The organism is Kitasatospora sp. NPDC054768, assembly GCF_053612025.1.
On the sequence record NZ_JBSHBN010000076.1, the window covers coordinates 20,477 to 42,034 of the forward strand.

17 protein-coding genes and 1 pseudogene are annotated in these 21,558 nt (G+C 75.1%); 7 read left to right on the top strand and 11 right to left on the bottom strand.

All coding sequences use genetic code 11. The features are described from left to right. Positions 1 to 41: 41 nt before the first annotated feature. From ACWGKU_RS22495 to ACWGKU_RS22505, 3 genes are read right to left on the bottom strand one after another with little or no spacing between them, the layout of a single operon-like run. On the bottom strand, positions 42 to 860 hold the full coding sequence (locus ACWGKU_RS22495; protein WP_401051315.1) for an ABC transporter ATP-binding protein: 819 nt from the start codon (positions 858 to 860) through the stop codon (positions 42 to 44). Then, positions 860 to 1,906 carry a FecCD family ABC transporter permease gene (locus ACWGKU_RS22500; RefSeq protein ID WP_452179013.1) on the bottom strand — a complete coding sequence of 349 codons (1,047 nt, stop codon included), beginning with the start codon at positions 1,904 to 1,906 and terminating at the stop codon, positions 860 to 862. Before ACWGKU_RS22500 ends, ACWGKU_RS22495 begins: the two co-directional genes overlap by 1 nt. Continuing rightward, a complete protein-coding gene (locus ACWGKU_RS22505; protein ID WP_452179014.1) occupies positions 1,903 to 2,937 on the bottom strand; it encodes a FecCD family ABC transporter permease in 1,035 nt (344 codons plus the stop codon). The genes ACWGKU_RS22500 and ACWGKU_RS22505 overlap by 4 nt, the downstream gene beginning before the upstream one ends. A 99-nt stretch (positions 2,938 to 3,036) precedes the next feature. Here ACWGKU_RS22505 and ACWGKU_RS22510 point away from each other — a divergent pair, with 99 nt between their 5' ends. Then, positions 3,037 to 3,666, top strand: coding sequence for an HAD family hydrolase (locus ACWGKU_RS22510; RefSeq protein WP_401051322.1), 630 nt, complete (start codon positions 3,037 to 3,039; stop codon positions 3,664 to 3,666). Positions 3,667 to 3,756: 90 nt separating this feature from the next. Here the strand turns inward: ACWGKU_RS22510 and ACWGKU_RS22515 are convergent, their stop codons facing one another. After that, positions 3,757 to 3,996, bottom strand: coding sequence for a hypothetical protein (locus tag ACWGKU_RS22515; protein ID WP_401051325.1), 240 nt, complete (start codon positions 3,994 to 3,996; stop codon positions 3,757 to 3,759). Positions 3,997 to 4,467: 471 nt separating this feature from the next. Between ACWGKU_RS22515 and ACWGKU_RS22520 the strand changes: the two genes are divergently transcribed. Next, positions 4,468 to 4,851 (top strand): cold-shock protein, encoded by a 384-nt coding sequence (locus ACWGKU_RS22520; protein ID WP_401053585.1) that lies wholly within the window; start codon positions 4,468 to 4,470, stop codon positions 4,849 to 4,851. Positions 4,852 to 4,869: 18 nt separating this feature from the next. On the opposite strand, the gene ACWGKU_RS22525 is transcribed toward ACWGKU_RS22520, so the two are convergent. The 4 genes from ACWGKU_RS22525 to ACWGKU_RS22540 all read right to left on the bottom strand — a co-directional run bounded on the left by ACWGKU_RS22525 (position 4,870) and on the right by ACWGKU_RS22540 (position 8,494). Then, complete coding sequence (locus ACWGKU_RS22525; RefSeq protein WP_359905752.1) at positions 4,870 to 5,721, bottom strand: 1,4-dihydroxy-6-naphthoate synthase; 852 nt, start codon at positions 5,719 to 5,721, stop codon at positions 4,870 to 4,872. Beyond that, positions 5,714 to 6,514, bottom strand: a complete 801-nt coding sequence (locus tag ACWGKU_RS22530) for a futalosine hydrolase (RefSeq protein ID WP_359905749.1) — start codon at positions 6,512 to 6,514, stop codon at positions 5,714 to 5,716. Before ACWGKU_RS22530 ends, ACWGKU_RS22525 begins: the two co-directional genes overlap by 8 nt. An 11-nt stretch (positions 6,515 to 6,525) precedes the next feature. After that, positions 6,526 to 7,071 carry a hypothetical protein gene (locus tag ACWGKU_RS22535; protein WP_359905746.1) on the bottom strand — a complete coding sequence of 182 codons (546 nt, stop codon included), beginning with the start codon at positions 7,069 to 7,071 and terminating at the stop codon, positions 6,526 to 6,528. Between the two features lie 73 nt (positions 7,072 to 7,144). Next, positions 7,145 to 8,494 carry an MFS transporter gene (locus ACWGKU_RS22540; RefSeq protein ID WP_380349138.1) on the bottom strand — a complete coding sequence of 450 codons (1,350 nt, stop codon included), beginning with the start codon at positions 8,492 to 8,494 and terminating at the stop codon, positions 7,145 to 7,147. Between the two features lie 548 nt (positions 8,495 to 9,042). On the opposite strand from ACWGKU_RS22540, the gene ACWGKU_RS22545 reads away from it, so the two are divergent. Both ACWGKU_RS22545 and ACWGKU_RS22550 read left to right on the top strand, forming a co-directional pair. Then, a complete protein-coding gene (locus ACWGKU_RS22545; protein ID WP_452179017.1) occupies positions 9,043 to 9,924 on the top strand; it encodes a DUF3027 domain-containing protein in 882 nt (293 codons plus the stop codon). A gap of 229 nt (positions 9,925 to 10,153) precedes the next feature. After that, positions 10,154 to 13,450: a sacsin N-terminal ATP-binding-like domain-containing protein gene (locus tag ACWGKU_RS22550; protein WP_452179015.1), complete on the top strand. Its 3,297-nt coding sequence runs from the start codon at positions 10,154 to 10,156 to the stop codon at positions 13,448 to 13,450. A gap of 57 nt (positions 13,451 to 13,507) precedes the next feature. Here ACWGKU_RS22550 and ACWGKU_RS22555 read toward each other — a convergent pair. After that, positions 13,508 to 15,955 (bottom strand): annotated as a pseudogene (locus ACWGKU_RS22555) (cation-translocating P-type ATPase); the annotation flags it as partial. 52 nt (positions 15,956 to 16,007) lie between these two features. After that, a complete protein-coding gene (locus tag ACWGKU_RS22560) occupies positions 16,008 to 16,334 on the bottom strand; it encodes a DUF2530 domain-containing protein (protein WP_359905737.1) in 327 nt (108 codons plus the stop codon). 188 nt (positions 16,335 to 16,522) lie between these two features. Between ACWGKU_RS22560 and ACWGKU_RS22565 the strand changes: the two genes are divergently transcribed. After that, positions 16,523 to 17,983, top strand: a complete 1,461-nt coding sequence (locus ACWGKU_RS22565; RefSeq protein WP_401052474.1) for an NCS2 family permease — start codon at positions 16,523 to 16,525, stop codon at positions 17,981 to 17,983. A gap of 77 nt (positions 17,984 to 18,060) precedes the next feature. Here ACWGKU_RS22565 and ACWGKU_RS22570 read toward each other — a convergent pair whose 3' ends face one another. After that, positions 18,061 to 18,510 (bottom strand): VOC family protein, encoded by a 450-nt coding sequence (locus ACWGKU_RS22570; protein WP_401052472.1) that lies wholly within the window; start codon positions 18,508 to 18,510, stop codon positions 18,061 to 18,063. Positions 18,511 to 18,641: 131 nt separating this feature from the next. Between ACWGKU_RS22570 and ACWGKU_RS22575 the strand changes: the two genes are divergently transcribed. Next, a complete protein-coding gene (locus ACWGKU_RS22575) occupies positions 18,642 to 19,565 on the top strand; it encodes a DUF4231 domain-containing protein (protein WP_401052469.1) in 924 nt (307 codons plus the stop codon). A 183-nt stretch (positions 19,566 to 19,748) separates the two neighbouring features. Continuing rightward, on the top strand, positions 19,749 to 21,467 hold the full coding sequence (locus ACWGKU_RS22580; protein WP_401052466.1) for a hydrogenase maturation protein: 1,719 nt from the start codon (positions 19,749 to 19,751) through the stop codon (positions 21,465 to 21,467). Positions 21,468 to 21,558: the final 91 nt, after the last annotated feature.

Below are 21,558 nucleotides of genomic sequence, written 5' to 3' on the forward strand. Positions count from 1 at the left end.
GGGCGCCGTCGATTATGTCCGAAATAGCAGCTAAAGTGCCGTTAAGCGGGAGCGCCGTCCGGGGTGAGCGCCGCCCACGGGGCGCCCGGCACGACCAGCGGGGTGCCGGTCACCGGGTCCGGCACCACCACCGAGTCCAGTCCGAACACCTCCCGCACCAGCTCGGCCGTCACCACGTCCCCGGGCGGGCCCTGCGCCACCACCCGGCCGTCCCGCATCGCCACCAGGTGGTCCGCGTACCGGGCGGCCTGGTTGAGGTCGTGCAGCACCGCGACGACCGTCCGACCGCGCTCGACGTTCAGCCGGCGGACCAGGTCCAGCACCTCCACCTGGTGCGCGATGTCCAGGTAGGTGGTCGGCTCGTCCAGCAGCAGGATGTCGGTGCCCTGGGCGAGCGCCATCGCGATCCAGGCGCGCTGGCGCTGGCCGCCGGACAGCTCGTCCATGCTCCGCTCGGCCAGTTCGGCGGTGGAGGTGCGCTCCAGCGCCTCGGCGACCGCCGCCTCGTCCTCCGGCGACCACTGCTGCCACCAGCTCTGGTGCGGCTGGCGGCCGCGCGCGACCAGGTCCGCCACCGAGATGCCCTCGGGGGCGGTCGGCGACTGCGGCAGCAGGCCGAGCCGCTGGGCGATCCGCTTGGTCGGGATCCGCGCCAGCTCCTCGCCGTCCAGCAGCACCGCGCCCCGGACCGGCTTCAGCAGCCGGCCGAGGGCCCGCAGCAGGGTCGACTTGCCGCACGCGTTCGGGCCGACGATCACCGTCACCCGCCCGTCCGGAACGGCCACGTCCAGGCCCTCGACGACCGTGCGCGCCTCGTAGGCCAGGGTGAGGCCCCGGGCCTCCAGACGGTGAGCGGACATCAGGAACCTCCACGGCGGGATCGGATCAGCAGCCACATCAGGTACGGGGCGCCGACCATGCCGGTCACCACGCCCACCGGCAGCTCCGTCGGAGCGAGCAGCCGCCGGGCGATCAGGTCGGCGAGGACCACCACCAGCGCGCCGGTCAGCGCCGAGCAGAACAGCGGGATCTGCGCCGAGCGGGCCAGCCGCAGCGCGATCTGCGGGGCCATCAGCGCGACGAAGTCCACCGGCCCGGCGGCCCCGGCCGCGCACGAGGCCAGCACGATGCCCAGCAGCGCCATGCCGAGGCGGATCCGGTCCAGGCGCAGGCCGAGGCCGACGGCGGTGGCGTCGTCGAAGGAGATCGACCGCTGGGCGCGGGCGGCCCACAGCGCGACCGGCAGGGCGGCGAGCAGCACCCGGGCGAGCCATCCGGCCTGGTCGTAGCCGGCGCCGTTCAGGCTGCCGGTCATCCAGACCTTGGCGGCCTGGGCCTGGAAGCCGTCGCCCTTGGTCAGGAAGACGGAGGTGAGGGAGGACAGCGCGACGCTGATGCCGATGCCGATCAGCACGAAGCGCTGCGCGTGCAGGCCGCGCCGCCAGGCCAGCGCGTACACCAGCAGCCCGGCCACCAGCCCGCCGGCCACCGCCGCGTACGGGGCCTGGCCGGTCGAGCCGACCACGCCGTACGCCATCAGGCCGACCACGGTCGCGGTCGCGCCCCAGGTCACGCCCACCACGTCGGGGCTGGCCAGCGGATTGCGGGCGACGGTCTGGATCAGCGCCCCGGCCAGCCCGAGCGCCAGGCCGACCAGCAGCCCGACCACCACCCGGGGCAGCCGGAACTCGCCGACCACCAGCTCGTGCGGGCTGGGCCGTCCGAGCACCACCTTGACCACCTCGCCCGGCGGGACGGTGGACTCGCCCAGGCAGAGCGAGGCCACCACGGTCGCCGCCAGCGCCACCAGCAGCCCGACGGCGACGGCCACCGAGCGCCGGTGCAGCAGGAACGACGCCCGTCCGGCCCGGACGACGGAGTACCCGCGCAGGGGGACGGAACTCATGCCGCCACCACCTTCCGGCGGCGGACCAGGGCCACCAGCACCGGGACCCCGACCAGGGCCGTCATCACGCCCGCCGGGACCTCGGACGGCGGGAACAGGACCCGGCCGAGGGTGTCGGCGAGCAGCAGCAGTGCCGGGCCGAGGACGGCGGAGAAGGCGAGGATCCAGCGGTGGTCGGCGCCGGCCACCGCACGGGCCGCGTGCGGGACGGCGAGGCCGACGAAGGCGATCGGACCGGCCGCCGCGACCGCGGAACCGGTCAGGACGGTCGCGCCGAGCGCGCCGACCGCCCGGACCAGGCCGGTCTTGGCGCCCAGCCCCTTCGCGGTGTCGTCGCCGAGCGCCAGCGCGTCCAGTCCGCGCGCCACCGCGACCACCAGCACCGTGCCGACGGCCAGGAACGGCAGCAGCTGCCAGGCCACGTCCGAGGTCCGCCCGGAGAGCGAGCCGACGTGCCAGAAGCGGAACTGGTCCATGGTGGCCGCGTCGGTGGTCAGCACCAGGGTGTTGAGCGAGGCGATGAAGGCGGACGTCGCCGAGCCGGCCAGCGCCAGCTTGATCGGCGTGGCCCCGCCCCGGCCGCGCCCGGCGAGCCCGTACACCAGCGCGGTGGCGATCACGGCGCCGACGAAGCCGAACCAGACGTACCCGGTGAGGGTGGAGACACCGAAGCCGGAGATGGCGACCACCACGCCGGCCGCCGCGCCCTGGGAGACGCCGAGGATGCCGGGGTCGGCGATCGGATTGCGGGTCAGGCCCTGCATGACGGCCCCGGCCAGGCCGAGCGCGGCGCCGACGGCCAGGCCGACGACGGTGCGCGGCACCCGCAGCTCGCGGATCACCACGGCGTTGGCGGTGTCGCCGCCGTGCAGCAGGGCGTCGAGCGTGTCGCCGAACGGGATGGTCCGGCTGCCGACCGCCAGGCTCAGCAGCACCGCGGCGGCCAGGACGGCGAGGGCGGCGGCGAGCCACAGTGCTCGGCGCCGAGGCGCGCGGTACGGCGAGCCGGGCGGTGCGCTGGTGTCGGTCATGGGCCCTCTCCGCAGACAACTCAGGTAAACCTAAGTTCAGCTGAGAAGCCCGGGCAAATCGCCTCGTGGTCCGCGGCGCCGGTTGGGTAGCCTGACGGTATGTCCGCGACCCCACCCGCTCCGCTCACCGTCGGCTTCGACCTCGATATGACGCTGCTGGACACCCGGCCGGGTATCCGCGCCACCTACCTGGCGCTCTCCGCCGAGACCGGCACCTACGTCGACGCCGACCTGGTGGTCACCCGGCTGGGCCCGCCGCTGCTGGACGAGATCCGCAACTGGTTCCCGGAGGCCGACGTGGAGCGGGTCGCCGACCGCTACCGCGAGCTCTACCGCGACCACGCCTTCGCCCCGACCGTGGCCCTGCCCGGCGCGCACGCCGCCGTCGAGGCGGTCCGCGCCCACGGCGGCCGGGTCGCGGTGATCACCGGCAAGTACGAGCCGAACGCCCGCCTCCACCTGGAGCACGCCGGGCTGGCCGCGGACACCGTGATCGGCGACCTGTGGGCGGAGACCAAGGGCGAGGCGCTGCGCGAGCACGGCGCGAGCGTCTACGTCGGCGACCACCTGGGCGACATCCGGGGCGCCCGGCACGCGGACGCCGTCGCGGTCTGCGTGCCCACCGGCCCGTACAGCGCGCAGGAGCTGCGCGAGGCGGGTGCGGACGTGGTGCTGGCGGACCTCACCGACTTCCCGGACTGGCTCGCCGCGCACCTGGCCGAACGCTAGCGCCGACCCGCAGCGGCCCGTAGCGGTCAGGCGGGCCCGTAGCGGTCCGCGCGGCCCGCAGCCGGTCCTCGGCGGCCGTCCCGGCCGTCCTCAGGACTCGACGGGCGCGCTCCGGCGGCGCTGGGACCGCGCGTTCAGCAGCAGCCCGGTCAGCGCGGCCAGGAAACCGGCCGGCATCAGCATGCTCAGCCAGTAGGCCGCCGTCGGCAGCGGCGTCAGGTGCAGGAACAGCGGGACGAAGGTGACCAGGGTGGCGAGTGCGCCGACACCGAAGACGATCGCCCCGGCCTTGACGTACACGTCGCCGGGGTCGGTGCTCTGGCTGCTCACGTCTGCTCACTCCTCCGGGCCGGTCGGCACTGTCCCCAGTCTGGCAGAGCGGCGGCCGGGGGCCGCCACCGGAGCGGGTCGGTCACGTTGCGCAGTTTCCCGGCAGCTGAACGTTTTGATCCCTGTTGAGCGGGGGTATGCACGGGGTGCCGAGGGGCGCTACAGGTGCGCCCCGCGTCCTCAGACCCGGGGGGTGTCAGCCGATGGACCGCGCGGAGCCGCGCCCCGGCCGTGCCGGCGCCGGGTTGCCCGTGACCGCGAGATCCCGGTCCCGCCGCCCCGACCGGGCCTCGGAACGCGGATCCCTCGCGGAACGCGGATGAGGCAGTGACGGACGGTTAGTCTGCTCCTGACCGCGTGCCGGCCATGAGCGCCCACGGGCGCCGAGTCGAGGCCGGTCGTTTTTTCCCACCACCCAGTGATCCCCGGCCCGGGCCGGGATCCCCCACACCCATTCGAGGACTGTTCGAGATGCCCACCGGCCAGGTCAAGTGGTTCAACGAGACGAAGGGCTTCGGCTTCCTGTCGCGCGACGACGGCGGCGACGTCTTCGTCCACACCAAGGCGCTGCCCTCCGGTGTCACGTCGCTGAAGCCGGGCCAGCGGGTCGAGTTCGGCGTGGTCGCCGGGCACCGCGGGGACCAGGCGATGGCGGTGCAGCTGCTGGAGGCGCTGCCCTCGGTGGCCGCCGCCCAGCGCCGGAGCGCCGACGACATGGCACCGATCGTCCAGGACCTGATCACCACGCTGGACGCGGTGCTGCCCGGTCTCCAGCGCGGGCGCTACCCCGCCAAGCCGACCGGCCAGAAGCTGGCCGGCCTGCTGCGCGCGGTGGCCGACCAGTTCGACCTCTGACCGTCGGCCGGCCGCCGGCTAGAACGCGAGCGCACCCGGGTCGAGCGGGGGCACCAGCCCCTCCGCGGCGGCCCGGGTGAGCAGCGCGCGGACGGCGGCGTAGCCCTCCTCGCCGAGGTCCTCGCTGAACTCGGTGACGTACAGCCCGATGTGCTGCTCGGCGACGTCCAGGTCCATCTCCTGGGCGTGCGCCAGCACGTACTCGCGGCTCGCCGCCGGGTCCGCCCAGGCCTGCCGCACGGAGGCGCGGATCGCGTCGGCGATCGCCCGCAGCCGCTCGGCGCCGAGCGAGCGCCGGGCGACGATCGCGCCCAGCGGGATCGGCAGGCCGGTCTCCTGCTCCCAGGCCTCGCCCATGTCGGCCAGGCTGTGCAGGCCGTACTGCTGGTACGTGAAGCGGGCCTCGTGGATCACCAGGCCGGCGTCCACCCGGCCGTCCCGGACGGCGGGCATGATCTCGTGGAACGGCAGGACGACGATCTCGCCGAAGCCGCCGGGCACCGCCTTCGCCGCCCAGAGCCGGAACAGCAGGTAGGCGGTGGAGCGCTCGGAGGGCACCGCGACGGTCTTCCCGGCCAGGTCGGCGGGGGAGGCCACGCCCGGCAGGGTGAGCACCAGCGGGCCGCAGCCGCGGCCCAGCGCGCCGCCGCAGGGCAGCAGGGCGTACTCCTCCAGGACCCAGGGCAGCGCGCCGTAGCTGATCTTCAGCACGTCCAGCTCGCCGCGTTCGGCCCGGCCGTTGGTGACGTCGATGTCGGCGAAGGTCACCTCGGGGGCGTCCGCCCCGGGCACCAGGCCGTGTGCCCAGGCGTGGAAGACGAAGGTGTCGTTCGGGCAGGGCGAGTACGCGATGCTCAGCCGTTCAGCCACGGCCGGCCTCCTCAATCGGTTCGTGCCGCGCGGCCGGGTCCGGTTCGTGGCGCGCGGCCAGGTCGTGCACGGGCAGCGCGGCGAAGGCCCGCTCCAGGGCGGCCAGCGCCTCGCCGATCCGCCAGGCGGCCCGGTCGCGCGGGCCCACCGGATTGGACACCGTGCGCAGTTCGAGGGCCGGCACGCCGTACCGGGCGGCGGCCTCGGCCACCCCGAAGCCCTCCATCGCCTCGGCGACGGCACCGGGGTGGCGGGCGGCCAGTTCGGCGGCCCGCGCGGCGCTGCCGGTGACGGTGGAGACGGTCAGTACCGGGCCGACGGCGAGGCCCGGACCGCCCAGCGCCCGCGCGACCAGCGCGACGGCGGCCGGGGGCGGGGCGTGCCGGACGGTGCCGAAGCCCAGCTCGGTGACGTCGGCGAAGCCCTCGGGGGTCTCGGCGCCGAGGTCCGCGGCCACGATCGCGTCGGCCAGCACCGTGGAGCCGACCGGGGCGAGCGGGGCGAAGCCGCCGGCGATCCCGGCCGAGACGGCCAGCGCGTACGGGTGGGCCGCCAGCGCGGCGCAGGCGCCGGCGGCGGCGGCGGCCGGGCCGACCCCGGCGGCCAGCACGTCCACGGGCACCTCCTGGGCCCGGTGCAGCGTGCCGCCGGGCAGCGGCAGCGCGGCGGTCGCACCGGGCAGGCCGCGCAGCACGGCCTCGGCCTCGGCGGCCACCGCGACGACGACGAGCAGCCGGGCCCGTGCGGGGCCCGACTGCTCGGTGCGGCCGTCGGTGACGGCGGGCGCGGTCATCGCAGGACCGGTCAGCCGTTGTCGGAGCTGTTGCCCTCGGTCTTCAGCTGGAAGTACCAGACGGCGATCGGGGCTTCCTGGTTCGGGTCGCCCTCGACCACGGTCACCACGGTCTTGCCGCTGGAGTTGAGCACCTTGTTCGCCGACTGGGCGCCCGACCAGGTCGGGCCCTTGGCGGCCGAGAACAGGGTGTAGCGACCGCCCTGGTTGGACGAGCCGCCGTTGGTGAAGGCCCACCAGCCCGTGTCGGCCACGTTGGGGGAGACCCCGACGCCGACCCGGTCGCTCCCCACGACGTCCGAGGTGGGCAGCGTGCCGTCGTGCAGGGCCTTGGTCGCGTCCTCCTGGCACTTCTGCTGCTGGTCGTCGGTGAGCGGGCTGCCGGCGTTCCAGCACAGCGGGTCCGCGACGATCGAGGAGTTGCCGACCGTGAGGGTGGCACGGTGCGAGATGTGCTCGGTCTGGCCGGCGGCAATGGCGACGGAGGTGCCCACCGTGGCGGCGCCGACCACGACGACGGCGCCGAGGGCGGCGATGGCACGGGAATTGAGGCTCATGCGTCAGAATCTACCGGGCCCGGCCGATCACGCGACGCGGGGGTCGGCACCGCGTGTTGCCGCGCCGGCGCGGTCAGGCGACCCGGGGCGTCGCCGGGTGCCGCCGCGGCCCCACCCGCAGGAGTGAGCGCAGCGTCCACAGCAGCGCCAGGCCGACCACCCCGGCGGCGATCGACAGGCCCAGCTTCCCGTTCAGCGGCAGCAGGATGCCGACCGCGCCGCCCGCCACCCAGGACAGCTGCATCAGGGTCTCCGAACGGGCGAACGCCGAGGTCCGCACCGCCTCCGGGACGTCCCGCTGGATCAGCGCGTCCAGGGCCAGCTTGCCCAGCGAGGCCGCCATCCCGGCCACCGCGGCGACCACGACCACCGTCACCACGCCGTACCAGAGCGCGGCCGCGGCCGTCGCGCAGGTCGCCAGCAGCAGCATCGCGCTGATGGTCTTCTCCGGGCCCCGGGTGCGCAGCCAGGAGCCGAGCACCGAGCCCAGCGCGTTGCCCGTCCCGGCGGCCAGCGCCACCAGGCCCAGCGCCACCGTCGGCCGCAGCCCGCCGATCGGCTCCTCCCGCAGCAGGAAGGCCAGGAACATCACCAGGAAGCCGACCAGCCACTTCATCGCCGACATCGCCCGCAGCGCCAGGATCACCGAGGGGCCGACCGTGCGCAGCGAGGCCTTGACCGGCGGCGGCCTGTGGTGGATCAGGTGCGAGCCCTCGCCGTGCACCTCGGCGTGCAGGACGGCGCGCTGCTCGCCCTTGGCGGAGTCCACCGCGGGCGGCAGGTGGAAGGCCATCAGGGTGCCGACCACGAACACCAGGAAGGCGCCGCGCAGCGGCCAGCCGGGCCCGACCAGGTGCAGCAGCCCGCCCACCCCGGCCGCCACGCCGGTGGCCAGCAGTCCGGCCAGGGTGACCCGGGAGTTCGCCTTCACCAGGGACAGCCGGCTCGGCAGCAGTCGCGGCACCACCACGCTGCGCACCACGCCGTACGCCTTGGACGCGACCAGCACGCCGAGCGCCTCCGGGTAGAGCGCGATGCCGCCGCCGACGATCACCCCGGCCATCGTCCAGGCCAGCACCGCCCGGGCCAGCATCGCCATCGCCATGGCCGCCCGCCGGCCGTGCGGCAGCCGGTCCAGCAGCGGGCCGATCACCGGGGCCAGCAGGGCGAACGGGGCCATCGTGATCAGCAGGTAGAGCGCGACCCGGCCGCGGGCCTCGCCGGTGGGCACCGAGAAGAAGATGGTGGACGCCAGCGCGACGGTGATCAGCATGTCGCCGAAGGAGTTGAGCGCGTGCAGCTCGATCAGCTTCGCGAGGCCGGACTCGCCCGCGCCCTCGGCGGCGGTGGCCCGGCGGATCCGGCGGCCGGTGCCGTGCACCACCTTGCCGGTGCGGGAGCCGGCGGCGGAGGCGGTGCGGATCAGGAAGTGCCGGCGGGGCTCGGGGGCCTCGTCCTCGTCCCCGTCCGGCTCCCGCGGGGCCCGGTCGGGGCCGTCCGGGGCTTCGGCCGCGGAGGGGTCCACGGTGTCTGCGGGCGCCCCGGGGCCGTCCGCCGGCCGCGGTTCGTCCGCGCCGGGGACCGGGGGCTGCTGTCGCGGCACGGCGTCCGTAGGGTCGGGGCTGCCGGCCTGTGGGTCGCGCAGTGCGTGCTGCGACGGGTCGTGGTCCGCCACAAGCCCATCCTGCCCCAGAATCGCCGAGCCGACGCGGGAGCGGGCCCGGCTCGGCGCGGTCCCGGAAGGGCCGGGTCCGCCCCGGACTGTGCCGGGGCGCCGACCGACGGGTAGCCTGCCCAAGGTCGACCCGCCGACCCGCCGGGGCGCCGGCAGGCCGGTCGAGCGGCGCGGCCGGTACCCGAGGGGGCTCCCGGTCACGCAGAATGGACGAGGGACACCGAGCCGCGACGGAACAGGCAACACGCCGTGGGCGACAGAAGAACTGGGAGAGAATCGACGCCGTGAGTGCTGCGATGCGAAGCCGTACCCCCGACCGGCTCTGTGCCGAGGCCGTCGAACTCGCCCGTCAGGCCGCCGAGGAGGCCGTCGGTGCGGAGGCCGTCGGACTGCACCTGGGTGTCCAGGCGGACGCCGACCGCGTCGTCACCCATACCTTCGAGTGCCTCGACGCGGCCTACCGCGGCTGGCACTGGGCGGTCACCGTCGCCCGTGCGCCGCGCGCCAAGAACGTGACCCTGGACGAGGTCGTGCTGCTGCCCGGCCCCGACGCGGTGCTCGCGCCCCAGTGGGTGCCGTGGAGCGACCGGCTGCGCCCCGGCGACATGGGCCCGGGCGACCTGCTGCCCACCGGCGCCGACGACCTGCGGCTGGAGCCCGGCTGGACCGGCGAGGACGAGCCCGCGCCGAACTCCGCGGTCGCCCTGGCGCAGGACGAGGACCTGGTCGTCACCGATCCGCACGTCCAGCCCGCCCCGGCCCGCGCCCGGATCGACGCCGTCGCCGAGGAGCTGGGCCTCGGCCGCAGCCGGGTGCTCTCCCGGCTCGGCCTGCACCTGGCCGCCGAGCGCTGGGAGAAGTCCCACGGCTCGCAGACCCCGATGGCGCAGGCCGCCCCGGCCTCGTGCGCGAGCTGCGGCTTCCTGGTCCCGATCGGCGGCTCGCTCGGACAGGCCTTCGGCGTGTGCGGCAACGAGTTCGGCCCGGCCGACGGCCAGATCGTCTCCTTCGCGTACGGCTGCGGCGGGCACTCCGAGGCGGCCGTCATCCCGGCCCCGCCGGCGCCGTCCGAGCTGATCCTGGACGAGCTGGTGGTCGAGCCGCTCCCGCTGCACCCCGACCGGACCTCCGGCTCGGTCGAACCCGACGCCCCGGCCGAGGAGCTCGGCCACTCCTGAGCCGGGCACGCGCCCAGGCTCCAGCGGCCCGCCCGGTCAACGACCGGCGCGGGCCGCGCTGCTTTCCGGCCGGCGGACGGCGGGTGCCGGGCGGGCGGCGGAAAGGCCGTCAGGTCCGCCGCCGGCGCCGTCCCCGGCCCGCCGGCGGCGGGGCCCGTGGTCGGGAGCAGTCAGTGGGGCAGGGAAGAATGCCCTACGACGAACAGGGCAGCGGAAGGCGGCAGGTCCAGTGGAACCTCGGATCATCGGCAGCGGCACGGACGAGCACCTCGCGGACCCCTTCGGCAGCGCCGCGCTGCGCCGACGGGTGCTGGCCGCCTGGGCCGCCTCGCCGGCCCGGTTCCGGGAGGACGCCAACGCGGAGGAGGAGCTGGCGCTCGGCGGCTACCGGGACCGCCTGGTGGTCGAGTTGGCGCAGAACGCGGCCGACGCGGCGGTCCGGGCCGGGCACGGCCCCGGCCGGCTGCGGCTGACCCTCGCCGACGGCGTGCTCGCCGCCGCCAACACCGGCGCCCCGCTGGACGAGGCCGCCGTCGAGTCGCTGTCCACCCTGCGCGCCTCCTCCAAGCGCGGTGAGACGCCAGCCGTCGGCCGGTTCGGGGTCGGCTTCGCCGCCGTCCTCGCGGTCACCGACGAGCCCGCCGTGCTGAGCGCGACCGGCGGGGTGCGCTGGTCGCTCGGCGAGGCGCGGGCGCTGGCCGCGGCCCAGCCCGAGCTGGCCGACGAACTGCGCCGCCGGGACGGCCACGTGCCGCTGCTGCGGCTGCCGTTCGCGGCCGAGGGCCCGGCCCCGGCGGGCTACGACACGGTGGTGGTGCTGCCGCTGCGGGACGCCGCCGCCGAGGACCTGACCCGCCGCCTGCTGGCCGGGATCGACGACGCGCTGCTGCTCACCCTGCCCGGCCTGCGCGAGGTCGTGGTGGAGACCCCGGACGGCACCCGGACGCTCACCCGGGACGCCGCGGAGACCCGCCCGGACGGGGTCACCGAGGTCACCGTCACCGACGACGCGGGCGGCCGGCTGCGGCAGACGGTCTGGCAGACCGTCGGCGCCTCCGGCACGCTCTCGGCCGAGCTGCTGGGCGACCGGCCCACCGAGGAGCGCGCCCGCCCGTACTGGACGGTGACCTGGGCCGTCCCGGTCGGCCCGGACGGCGTCCCGCAGCGGCCCAAGATCGCCTCCGTGCTGCACGCGCCCACCCCCAGCGACGAGCCGGTCGGTCTGCCCGCGCTGCTGATCGCCTCGTACCCGCTGGACTCCACCCGCCGGCACGTCGCCCCCGGCCCGCTGGCCGACTTCCTCACCGAGCGCGCCGCCGACAGCTACGCGGAGCTGCTGCGCGCCCGCGGCGCCGACCTCGGCTCGCTCGGCCTCGTCCCGGCCCCGCTCGGCCAGGGGGCGCTGGACAACGCGCTGCGCGCCGAGGTGCTCTCCCGGCTGCCCGGGACGCCGTTCCTGCCGCACCCGGCGCCGGTCGAGGAGGGCACGCCCGCGCTGCGGCCGCGGGACGCGACGCTGCTGGAGGGCGCGGACGGCTCGGTGGTCGAGGCGCTCTCGCCGATCTTCCCGGGGCTGCTGCCGGCCGGCCTGGAGCGGCGCACCGAGCTGCGGGTGCTGAACGTGCGCCGGGTGCCGCTGGCCGAGGTGGTGGACCAGCTCGGCGGGCTGGACCGCGAGCCCGCCTGGTGGCGCAACCTGTACGCGGCGCTGGGCGCGGCCGACCCGGAGGCGCTCGGCGCGCTGCCCGTCCCGCTCGCCGACGGGCGGACGGTCACCGGGCCGCGGCGCGTCCTGCTGCCCTCCGAGGACGCCGACTGGGCGGCCTTCCCCGGCTACCCCGAGTCGCTGGCGGGCGCGCTCGCCGCGCTCGACCTGCGTCTGGCCCACCCCGAGGCCGCCCACCCGCTGCTGGCCAAGCTCGGCGCCGGCACCGCCACCCCGGCCGGGGTGCTGGACACCCCCGAGGTGCGGGCCGCCGTCGCCCGCTCCTACGACCTGGCCGAGGACGACCTGGACGCGGCGCTCGAACTCGCCGACGCCGTCCTGGCCCTGGTGAAGGCCGCCGCCCCGGAGCCGGGCGCCCACCCCTGGCTGGCCCGGCTCGCGCTGCTCGACGACGAGGGCGAGCCCGCCCGGGCCGGCGAACTCGTGCTGCCCGGGAGCCCGTTCGCCGCGCTCGCCCGCGAGGAGGACGCCGGCTGGGTGGACGACGAGCTGCTGGAGCGCTGGGGGCCGGAGGTGCTGACCGCCGTCGGCGTGCTGGCCGACTTCGTGCTGGTGCGCGCCGAGGACGTGGTGCTCGACCCGGACGACCTGGAGCGGCTCGACCCCACCGTCCCGGCCGACCGCGCGGCCGGCGGCCACCCCACCGGCCTGCTGGACGAGGCGCCGGACGGGCTCGCCGAGTGGGCCGAGGACGCGCTGGAGGCGCTGCAGGCCGACGAGGCGGTCGGCGTCCCGCCGGTGGCCGCCGAGCTGCTGGCCGTGCGCGACCTCGACCTGGTGGACGACGACGCCTGGCCGGAGGCGCTCGCGGCGCTGGCCCGCCCGCCGTACCGGGACGCCGTGGTCGCCCCGGTGCGCACCCTGCTGCCGGACGGCTCGTACGCCGACCTGCCGCCGTACACCGCGTGGTGGCTGCGCGACCACCCGGTGCTGGCGGGCCGGGAGCCGGCCGGTCTGCGCGCCGCCGGGGCCGACCCGCTGCTGCGCGGCCTGTACGACGAGGCCCGCACCACCCTGGACGACCAGTTCCTGCACGCGCTCGGGGTGCGCACGACGCTGGCCGCGCTGCTCGCCGAGCCGCACGGGCCGGACGAGGTGCTGGACCGGATGACCGACCCGGAGGCCGAGGTCGGCCACCGTCAGCTGCACGGCATCCACACCGCGCTGGCCCGGGTGGACCGTGGGCGGATCGAGCCGCTGGACGTGGTGCGGGCACTGCCGCCGCTGGACCCGGACACCGGGCGCCGGCCGGACCACACCGTGGTGGTGGACGCGACCGAGGCGGTCGTCGCCGACGCCCCCGACCTGGTCCAGCTGCTGCACCCGTACCCGCTGCTGCCGGTCGCCCCGGCGCTGGCCGCCGACCTCGCCGAGCGGCTGCACGTGTCGCTGGCCAGCGAGGTGGCGGGCGGCCGGGTGCTCTCCGAGGGCGTGCTGCACCGGGTCCCGGCGGTGGTGCGGGAACTGCTGCCCGGCTGCCCGGTCGCCTACGAGGAGCACGAGGAGCTGCTGGTCGTCGGGCCGGACGGCGGCGAGGCGGCGGTGGACTGGCGCTGGGACACCGGGGCGGACGCCCCGGAGCCGCCGTACGACCCGGAGCTGGCCGAGGCCGCCGACGAGGACGACGAGTTCGAGGTCCCGCCGGTGCCCGGTCTGCTGCACGCGGCCACTCCGGAGGGCCTGGCCGCCGGGCTGGCCTGGTCGGTCGGGCAGTGGCACCGCCGCTTCGAGGTGCTGGCCGCCCTCAGCGAGCCGGACCGCGCCTACGAGCTCTCGGCCGCCCGCGACTTCGAGGGCTGAGCGCCCCCCGCGGGCCCCCCCCCCCCCGCCGGCCCCCGGGGCGGGGGACTCCCAGGCGCGGCGCTTCATGAAGCGCCAGGTGATCTCCAGGGCGATGCCGCAGACCACCGCGATGGCGACGCCGATCAGCGGGTCGCGGAAGCCGACCAGGGAGAGGTCGAAGAAGGACTTCAGCGGGGGCACCAGCAGCACCAGCGCGAAGGCGCCGCCCATGCTGCCGATCAGCAGCAGGCGCCACCAGTTGTACGGGCGGGCGACGATGGCGAGGACCCAGAGGGCGATCAGGAAGAGCGTCAGGGTGGCCACGCTGGTGTCGGCCTTGAGGTCGGTCGCGTGGTCGGCGCGGGCGAGCGAGTAGGCGACGAAGGTGCCGGTGCCGGCGATGGCCCCGCCGGGGATCGCCAGCCGCAGCACGCGCTTCACGAAGCCGGTGCGGGCCCGTTCGTCGTTGGGGGCGAGCGCGAGGAAGAAGGCCGGGATGCCGATGGTCAGCGAGGACAGCACGGTGGAGTGCCGGGGCAGGAACGGGTACGGCGAATGGGTGAAGATCACCAGGAGCGCCAGCAGGACCGAGTAGACGGTCTTCACCAGGAAGAGTGAAGCGACCCGCTCGATGTTGCCGATCACCCGGCGGCCCTCGGCCACCACCGACGGCAGCGAGGCGAAGGAGTCGTTCAGCAGCACGATCTGGGCGACCGCCTTGGTGGCGTCGGAGCCGGTGCCCATCGCCACGCCGATGTCGGCGTCCTTGAGGGCGAGCACGTCGTTGACGCCGTCGCCGGTCATCGCCACGGTGTGGCCGCGGGACTGCAGTGCCCCGACCAGCTGGCGCTTCTGCTGCGGGGTGACCCGGCCGAAGACGCTGGTCCGGTCGGCGGTCTCGGCGAGTTCCTCCGGGTCGGCGGGCAGGGAGCGGGCGTCCAGCGGGTGGTCGGCGCCGGGCAGGCCCAGGTGGCCGGCCACCGCGCCGACCGAGACCGCCGCGTCGCCGGAGATGACCTTGGCCCGGACCCGCTGGCTCTCGAAGTAGCGCAGGGTCTCGGCGGCGTCCGAGCGCAGCCGCTGCTGGAGCACCACCAGGGCCAGCGGGGTGAGGTCGGCCGCCGGGTCGGGGGAGTCCAGCGGGACGGGCGTGCGGCCCAGCAGCAGCACCCGCAGGCCCCGGGCGCCCAGCTCGTCCACCTCGGCCAGCGCCGGGTGTCCGGCGGGCAGCAGCACGTCGGGCGCGCCGAGCAGCCAGCTGGCCTCGCCGCCCTGCGGCTCCAGCAACTGCACGCCGCTCCACTTGCGGGCGGAGGAGAAGGGCATCGCCTCGATCACCCGCCAGCCGTCGTGGCCGGAGCGGGCGCCGTCGTCGCCGCGCCCGTACGCGTCGATGACCGCCTGCATGGACGGGTTGGGGCGGGCGTCGGCGCCCGCCATCACGGCCAGGGCGTGCTGGACGGTCTCCGGGGCGACGGCGCCGGGCTCCCCGTCGGAGAGCACCCGCAGGTCGATCACGTCCATGCCGCCCTCGGTGAGGGTGCCGGTCTTGTCCAGGCAGACGGTGTCCACCCGGGCCAGGCCCTCGATCGCCGGGAGCTCCTGGACCAGGCACTGCTTGCGGCCGAGCCGGACCACGCCGATCGCGAAGGCGACCGAGGTCAGCAGCACCAGCCCCTCGGGGACCATCGGCACGATGCCGGCCACCATGCGCCGTACGGCCTCCCGCCAGTCCCGGCCCTCGACGGCCAGCTGGCTGATGATCAGGCCGAGGGCGGTGGGGATCAGCAGGTAGGTGATGATCCGCAGGATGCTGTCGATGCCGGAGCGCAGCTCCGACTTCACCAGGGTGAACTTGCTGGCCTCCTCGGCGAGCTGGGCCGCGTAGGCCTCGCGGCCGACCTTGGTGGCGGTGAACGCGCCGGCACCGGCCACCACGAAGCTGCCGGACATCACCTGGGCGCCGGGCTGCTTGAGGACCGGATCGGGTTCGCCGGTGAGCAGCGACTCGTCGACCTCCAGGCCGTCCGCCTCGGTGACCTCGCCGTCCACGATCACCTTGTCGCCGATGCCGAGCAGCACGGTGTCGTCGAGGACGATCTCGGAGACGCCGATCTGCTGGACGGCGCCGTCCCGGCGGACCTGCGGTCGGGCCTCGCCGATCAGGGCCAGGCTGTCCAGGGTCTTCTTGGCGCGCAGCTCCTGGATGATGCCGATCGCCGTGTTGGCCACGATGACCAGGCCGAACAGGCCGTCCTGGATCGGACCGACGATCAGGATGATCCCGAACATCACGCCGATGATCGCGTTGAAGCGGGTGAAGACGTTGGCCCGGACGATCTCCCGGGTGGACCGGCTGGACCGTACGGGGACGTCGTTGACCTGACCCTTCGCGACCCGCTCGGCCACCTCGGAGGCCGTCAGGCCGCCGCGTCGGCCGGGCAGCAGGCCGAGGGGGTGCGCTCCGTCCGGGCGGTCTTCGTCGGTCGGCCGCTCTTCCGCTGGCTGGGCAGGCTGCGTCATGGCACCGACTCTACGGGCGCCTTATGTCCGGTGCGTGCTACTAAAGGACCATTCAGTCCGACCGGGTGGCCGGACCCTGGCCGTCGTCCCCGGTCGCCCGTTCGGCCGTGTGCCCCGGCGCCGGTCCGGCCGCCTCGGCGGCGCGGCTGCGGGCGATCGCGTCCCGCCGGGCGCGGCAGTACCAGAGGCCGATCAGGCCGAGCAGGCCGCCGGAGAGGCAGATCCAGGGCCAGGTGCCGTGGCCGTGCGCGGAGAGGCTGCCCTGGAAGGGGAGCAGGGCGAGGAAGGCGATGAACCACAGCACCGTGCCGCCGCCGACGATGGCGACGTCGTTGGCCTCCAGCGGAGGGGGCGAGGGGTGCAGTGGCGTCTTGGGCATGGGGTCTAGCGTACGGTGCGGTGGGGCGGCTGCGCGGGTGCCGGGACCCCCCGCAGGCCCCCCGCAGGCTCTACGCGCGAAGATAGCGCGTGTGCGATCGGGAAACCATACTTAAAGATCTGCGCCCGGCCACCGTCGCCCCGGGCGTCCCCCACCCTCTCCTCAGCTCCCCCACAGAGGACGCACGCATGCCTGTGGTCCAGCCGACCACCGAGTCGCCCGAACCCGCCGACGCCGCGCCGAAGCCCCCCACGAGCGCCGTCGACCGCTTCTTCCGGATCAGCGAGCGAGGCTCCACCCTGCCGCGCGAGATCCGCGGTGGTGTCGCCACCTTCTTCACCATGGCGTACATCCTGGTGCTGAACCCGATCATCCTGGCCAGCGGCACGGACGTCACCGGGGCCCACCTGGACAGCGGCCAGCTGGTCACCGCCACCGCCCTCACCGCGGGTCTCACCACCCTGCTGATGGGCGTCATCGGCAACGTCCCGATCGGCCTGGCCGCCGGCCTCGGCGTCAACACGATCGTGGCGCTCCAGCTCGCTCCCAGGATGACCTGGCCGGACGCCATGGGCATGGTCGTGCTGGCCGGTTTCGCGATCATGCTGCTGGTCGCCACCGGTCTGCGCGAGCGCGTCATGAACGCCGTCCCGCTCGGCCTGCGCAAGGCCATCGCGATCGGTATCGGTCTGTTCATCAGCCTGGTGGGCCTGGTCGACTCCGGCTTCGTCAGCCGCATCCCGGACGCCGCCCACACCACCGTCCCGCTCCAGCTCGGCGGCAACGGGCACCTGCTCGGCTTCCCGGTGCTGATCTTCGTGGTCGGCCTGCTGCTCACCCTGGTCCTGCTGATCCGCAAGGTGCCCGGCGCCATCCTGATCAGCATCGCGGTCTCCACGGCGCTCGCCGCGGTCATCGACAAGGTGGCCGACGTCCCGGCGGCCAAGTGGGGCCTCACCGTCCCGACCTGGCCGGGCAACCCGGTCTCCGCGCCGGACTTCGGACTGGTCGGCAAGGTCAGCCTGTTCGGCGGCTTCGAGAAGGTCGGCGTGCTGACCGGCCTGCTCTTCGTCTTCACCGTGCTGATGTCCTGCTTCTTCGACGCGATGGGCACCATCCTCGGCGTGGCCGACGAGGCCCACCTGCTGGACGAGAAGGGCGACCTGCCCGGCATCAACAAGGTCCTGATGGTCGACGGCATCGCCACCGCGGCCGGCGGTGCCACCTCGGCCTCCGCCAACACCTGCTTCGTCGAGTCCACCGCCGGTGTCGGCGAGGGCGCCCGGACCGGCTTCGCCTCGATCGTCACCGGCCTGCTCTTCGTGGTGGCGCTCTTCCTCACCCCGCTCGCCACCATGGTCCCGGCCCAGGCCGCCACCCCGGCCCTGGTCACCGTCGGCTTCCTGATCCTGGCCAACTCGATCAAGGCGATCGACTGGGCCGACTACACGATCGCGATCCCGGCCTTCGTGACCATCGTGATGATGCCGTTCACGTACAGCATCACCAACGGCATCGGCATGGGCTTCATCGTCTTCTGTGTGATGCGCCTGGCCGCCGGCCGCGGCCGGGAGGTCCCCGTCCCGATGTACGCGGTGGCGACGGTGTTCGCCTTCTACTACCTGATGCCGGCCTTCGGCCTGCTCTGACGCCGTACGCCGACCGAGCCCCGTCCTCCCGGTTCCGGGAGGGCGGGGCTCCGGCGTTCCCGCGGGCGGCCGTCCGGTCAGTGGACGCAGAACTCGTTGCCCTCCGGGTCCCGCATGACGGTCCAGGAGCCGCCGGGCTCCTCGACGTGCCGCAGGACGGCGGCGCCGAGGGATCCGAGGCGGGCGACGGTGGCCTCGCGCTCGCCCGGGCCGGGGTGGACGTCGAGGTGCAGGCGGTTCTTGCCCCGCTTGGGCTCGGGGACGGCCTGGAACAGGACACGGCGGCCGAGGCCGGTGTCCGAGGCCGGATCGAACGGGTCCTCGGGGTGGCGGACGGCGGCCAGGGAGCGCCAGGCCGGGCGGCCGTCCAGCTCGGTGAGGTCCTCCGGGCCGACCGCGCCGGCGGCGAGCAGCCGGGTGATCAGCGCGCCGTGGTCCTCCTGCCTGTACTCCAGGGCGGCGGCCCAGAAGGCGGCCTGGCGGTGCGGATCGGCGCAGTCGATGACGAGCTTCCAGTGCAGCGGCATGTAACCGTTTGTACCGGTTACCGGGAGGGCGGGCAACGACCGGCCGTCAGAAGTTGTCAAAAAGGCACTCGTGTAGGCGAGTTGGCGGTGGGAATACTGCCTGGACGGAGAAGGGGGAGGGGACTCGACCGATGGTGCAACAGGATCCGCCGGGGGGCGTCGAGGCACAGCTGCTTCCGGAGCTGTTCCGGACGACGGACAAGGCCTCGCTGGACGGCCAGCGCGAGACGCTGCGCTGGTACCGCGGACTGATCGCGATGCTGGTGGTCGCCGCTGTGATCGGGTCGTTCCCGGGCCCGGACGACAAGGGTGACTTCGACGTCTGGCCGCTGTTCTCGGTCGCCGCCTTCCTGGTGGCCGGCTACTTCTGGTCCCGGCTGCGCCGCAGCAACCCGCAGGGCCGCTGGTACCAGGCCCGGGCGGCGGCCGAGTCGGTCAAGACGCTGGCCTGGAAGTACACCGTCCGGGCCTGGCCGTTCGACGGCCCGGCCGAGTCCGCGGACGTCGACCGCGGCTACCTGCTCCAGGTCGAGGACGTGCTGCGGGCCTTCGAGGACCCGGAGATCGTGCCGCCCGGCAGCGTCGCCGAGATCACCCCGGAGATGCGCCGCCGGCGCGCCGAGAGCCTGACCGCGCGGCGCACCCTCTACCTGCGCACCCGGGTCGAGGGCCAGCGCACCTGGTACCGCTCCCGGGCCGAGGCCTGCGACTCGCAGGCGGTCTCCTGGGGGCTCGGCGTCGCGGTGCTGATCATCGTCGGTGCCGCGGCGGCCGTCGCCCAGGCCACCGGCGCGCTGCCGGTGCACCTGTTCGGCGCCACCTCGGCCGCGGCCGCGGCGATCATCGCCTGGACGCAGCTCAAGCAGCTCGGCCCGCTGGCCGCCGCCTACCAACTGGCCGCGCGCGAGCTGGAGAACGTCGGCAACCAGCTGTCCGACCTCGACCTCCGGGCGCCGGACGCCGAGGCGGACTGGGCCCGGCTGGCCGCCGAGGCCGAGGACGCGGTCTCCCGGGAGCACACCACCTGGCGGGCCCGCAGGGCGTTCCCGCGCTGAGCCGGGCCGGGCGGGGAAGAGTACTCGACCGGAGCGGGGACTTGGGGAGATCCGGCGAAACGCGGGGCGCAGGTGTGCGGGGTGCGTGAGGGTAGAGCGCCCAGGTACGGACCGTAATCATTACGTGTCCATGCCCTGGTTTCATCGCCTGCGCGCGACCCCAGTTCCCGCCGGAGGCCCTCCTTGCGCATTCTCCTGATCGCCAGCGCGTTCAACAGCCTGACCCAGCGCGTCCACACCGCCCTGCGCGAGCGCGGCCACCAGGTCGCCGTCCAACTCGCCCTCGACGACGAGCGGATGAGGGCGGCGGTGGCCCGCACCGACCCCGAGCTGATCGTCTGCCCGATGCTCACCAAGGCCGTCCCGCAGGACATCTGGTCCACCCGGACCGTCCTGATCGTGCACCCGGGCCCCAAGGGCGACCGCGGCCCCTCCTCGCTCGACCGGGCGATCACCGAGGGGGTGGAGCGCTGGGGCGTCACCGTGCTGCAGGCCGTCGCGGAGATGGACGCCGGCGACATCTGGGCGTCCGTCGAGTTTCCCGTCCCCGCCTGCGGCAAGAGCGAGTTGTACCGGGGCGAGCTCGCCGACGCCGCCACCGAGGCCGTCCTGCTGGCCGTCCAGCGGTACGAGGGCGGGCTGTTCACCCCCGAGCCGCTGGACTACGCCCGGCCGGACGTGCACGGCGAAGCGCGCCCCTTCCTGCGCCAGGAGGAACGCCGGATCGACTGGGAGCGGGACGACACCGCCACCGTGCTGCGCAGGCTGCGCGCCGCCGACTCCCAGCCCGGCGTCCTGGACGAGCTGTACGGACGGGAGTTCTTCCTGCACGGCGGCCACCCCGAGGACGAACTGCGCGGCCCGGTGCCCGGCGCCGTGCTGGCCACCCGGGACGGCGCGATCTGCCGGGCCACCGTGGACGGCGCGGTGTGGATACCGCAACTGCGCCCGCGCCGCACCCCCGGCGGGCCGGTCACCTTCAAGCTGCCGGCCGCCACGGTGCTCGCCGACGAGCTGTACCGGGTCCGCGAGGTGCCGGTGAGCCCGGAGCGGGCGGGCCGCCGGGACACCTGGTCGGAGCTGCGCTACCGGGAGGAGGGCGAGGTCGGCTTCCTCGAATTCGCCCACGCGGGCGGGGCGATGAGCACCGAGCAGTGCCGTCGGCTGCTCACCGCCTACCGGGAGGCGGCCGACCGGCCGACCTCGGTGCTGGTGCTCGGCGCGCCCCGGGACTTCTACTCCAACGGGATCCAGCTCAACGTCATCCAGGGCGCGCCCTTCCCGGCGCTGGAGTCCTGGGAGAACATCAACGCGATGGACGACTTCGTCGAGGCGGTGCTGACCACGACGGACAAGGTGACGGTGGCGGCGCTGGCCGGGAACGCGGCCGCCGGCGGGCTGATGGCGGCGCTCGCCGCCGACGAGGTGTGGTGCCGGGAGTCGGCGGTGCTCAACCCGCACTACCGGCTGATGGGCCTGTACGGCTCCGAGTACTGGACGTACACCCTGCCCCGCCGGGTCGGCGCCGAGCAGGCCGAGCGGCTCACCGCCGAGGCGCTGCCGGTCGGCGCCGACCACGCCCGCCGGATCGGCCTGGTGGACCGCACGGTCGGCGGGGACGCGGCCGGGTTCCGCCGCTGGGTGGCGCGCGAGGCGGCCCGGATCGCCGCCGCGCCGGACCTCACCGGGCGGCTGGTGGACAAGAAGCGCCGCCGCGCGGTCGACGAGGAGGCCAAGCCGCTGGCCGAGTACCGGGCGGAGGAACTGCGCCGGATGCACGCCAACTTCTACCGGGCGGGCGAGCCGTACCACGCGCTGCGGCGGGACTTCGTGCACAAGGTCTGCCCGGTGGCCACGCCGGAGCACGTGGCGGGGCTGCTCGGGCGGCCCGGACAGCCGTAACGGTCGGCCCGGGCCCCGGCGGGGGCCGCAGGCGGGGACCGCGCGGATACCGGGAGCGGGGACGGGCGGCGCCCGGCCGGGGTGGGGGGCC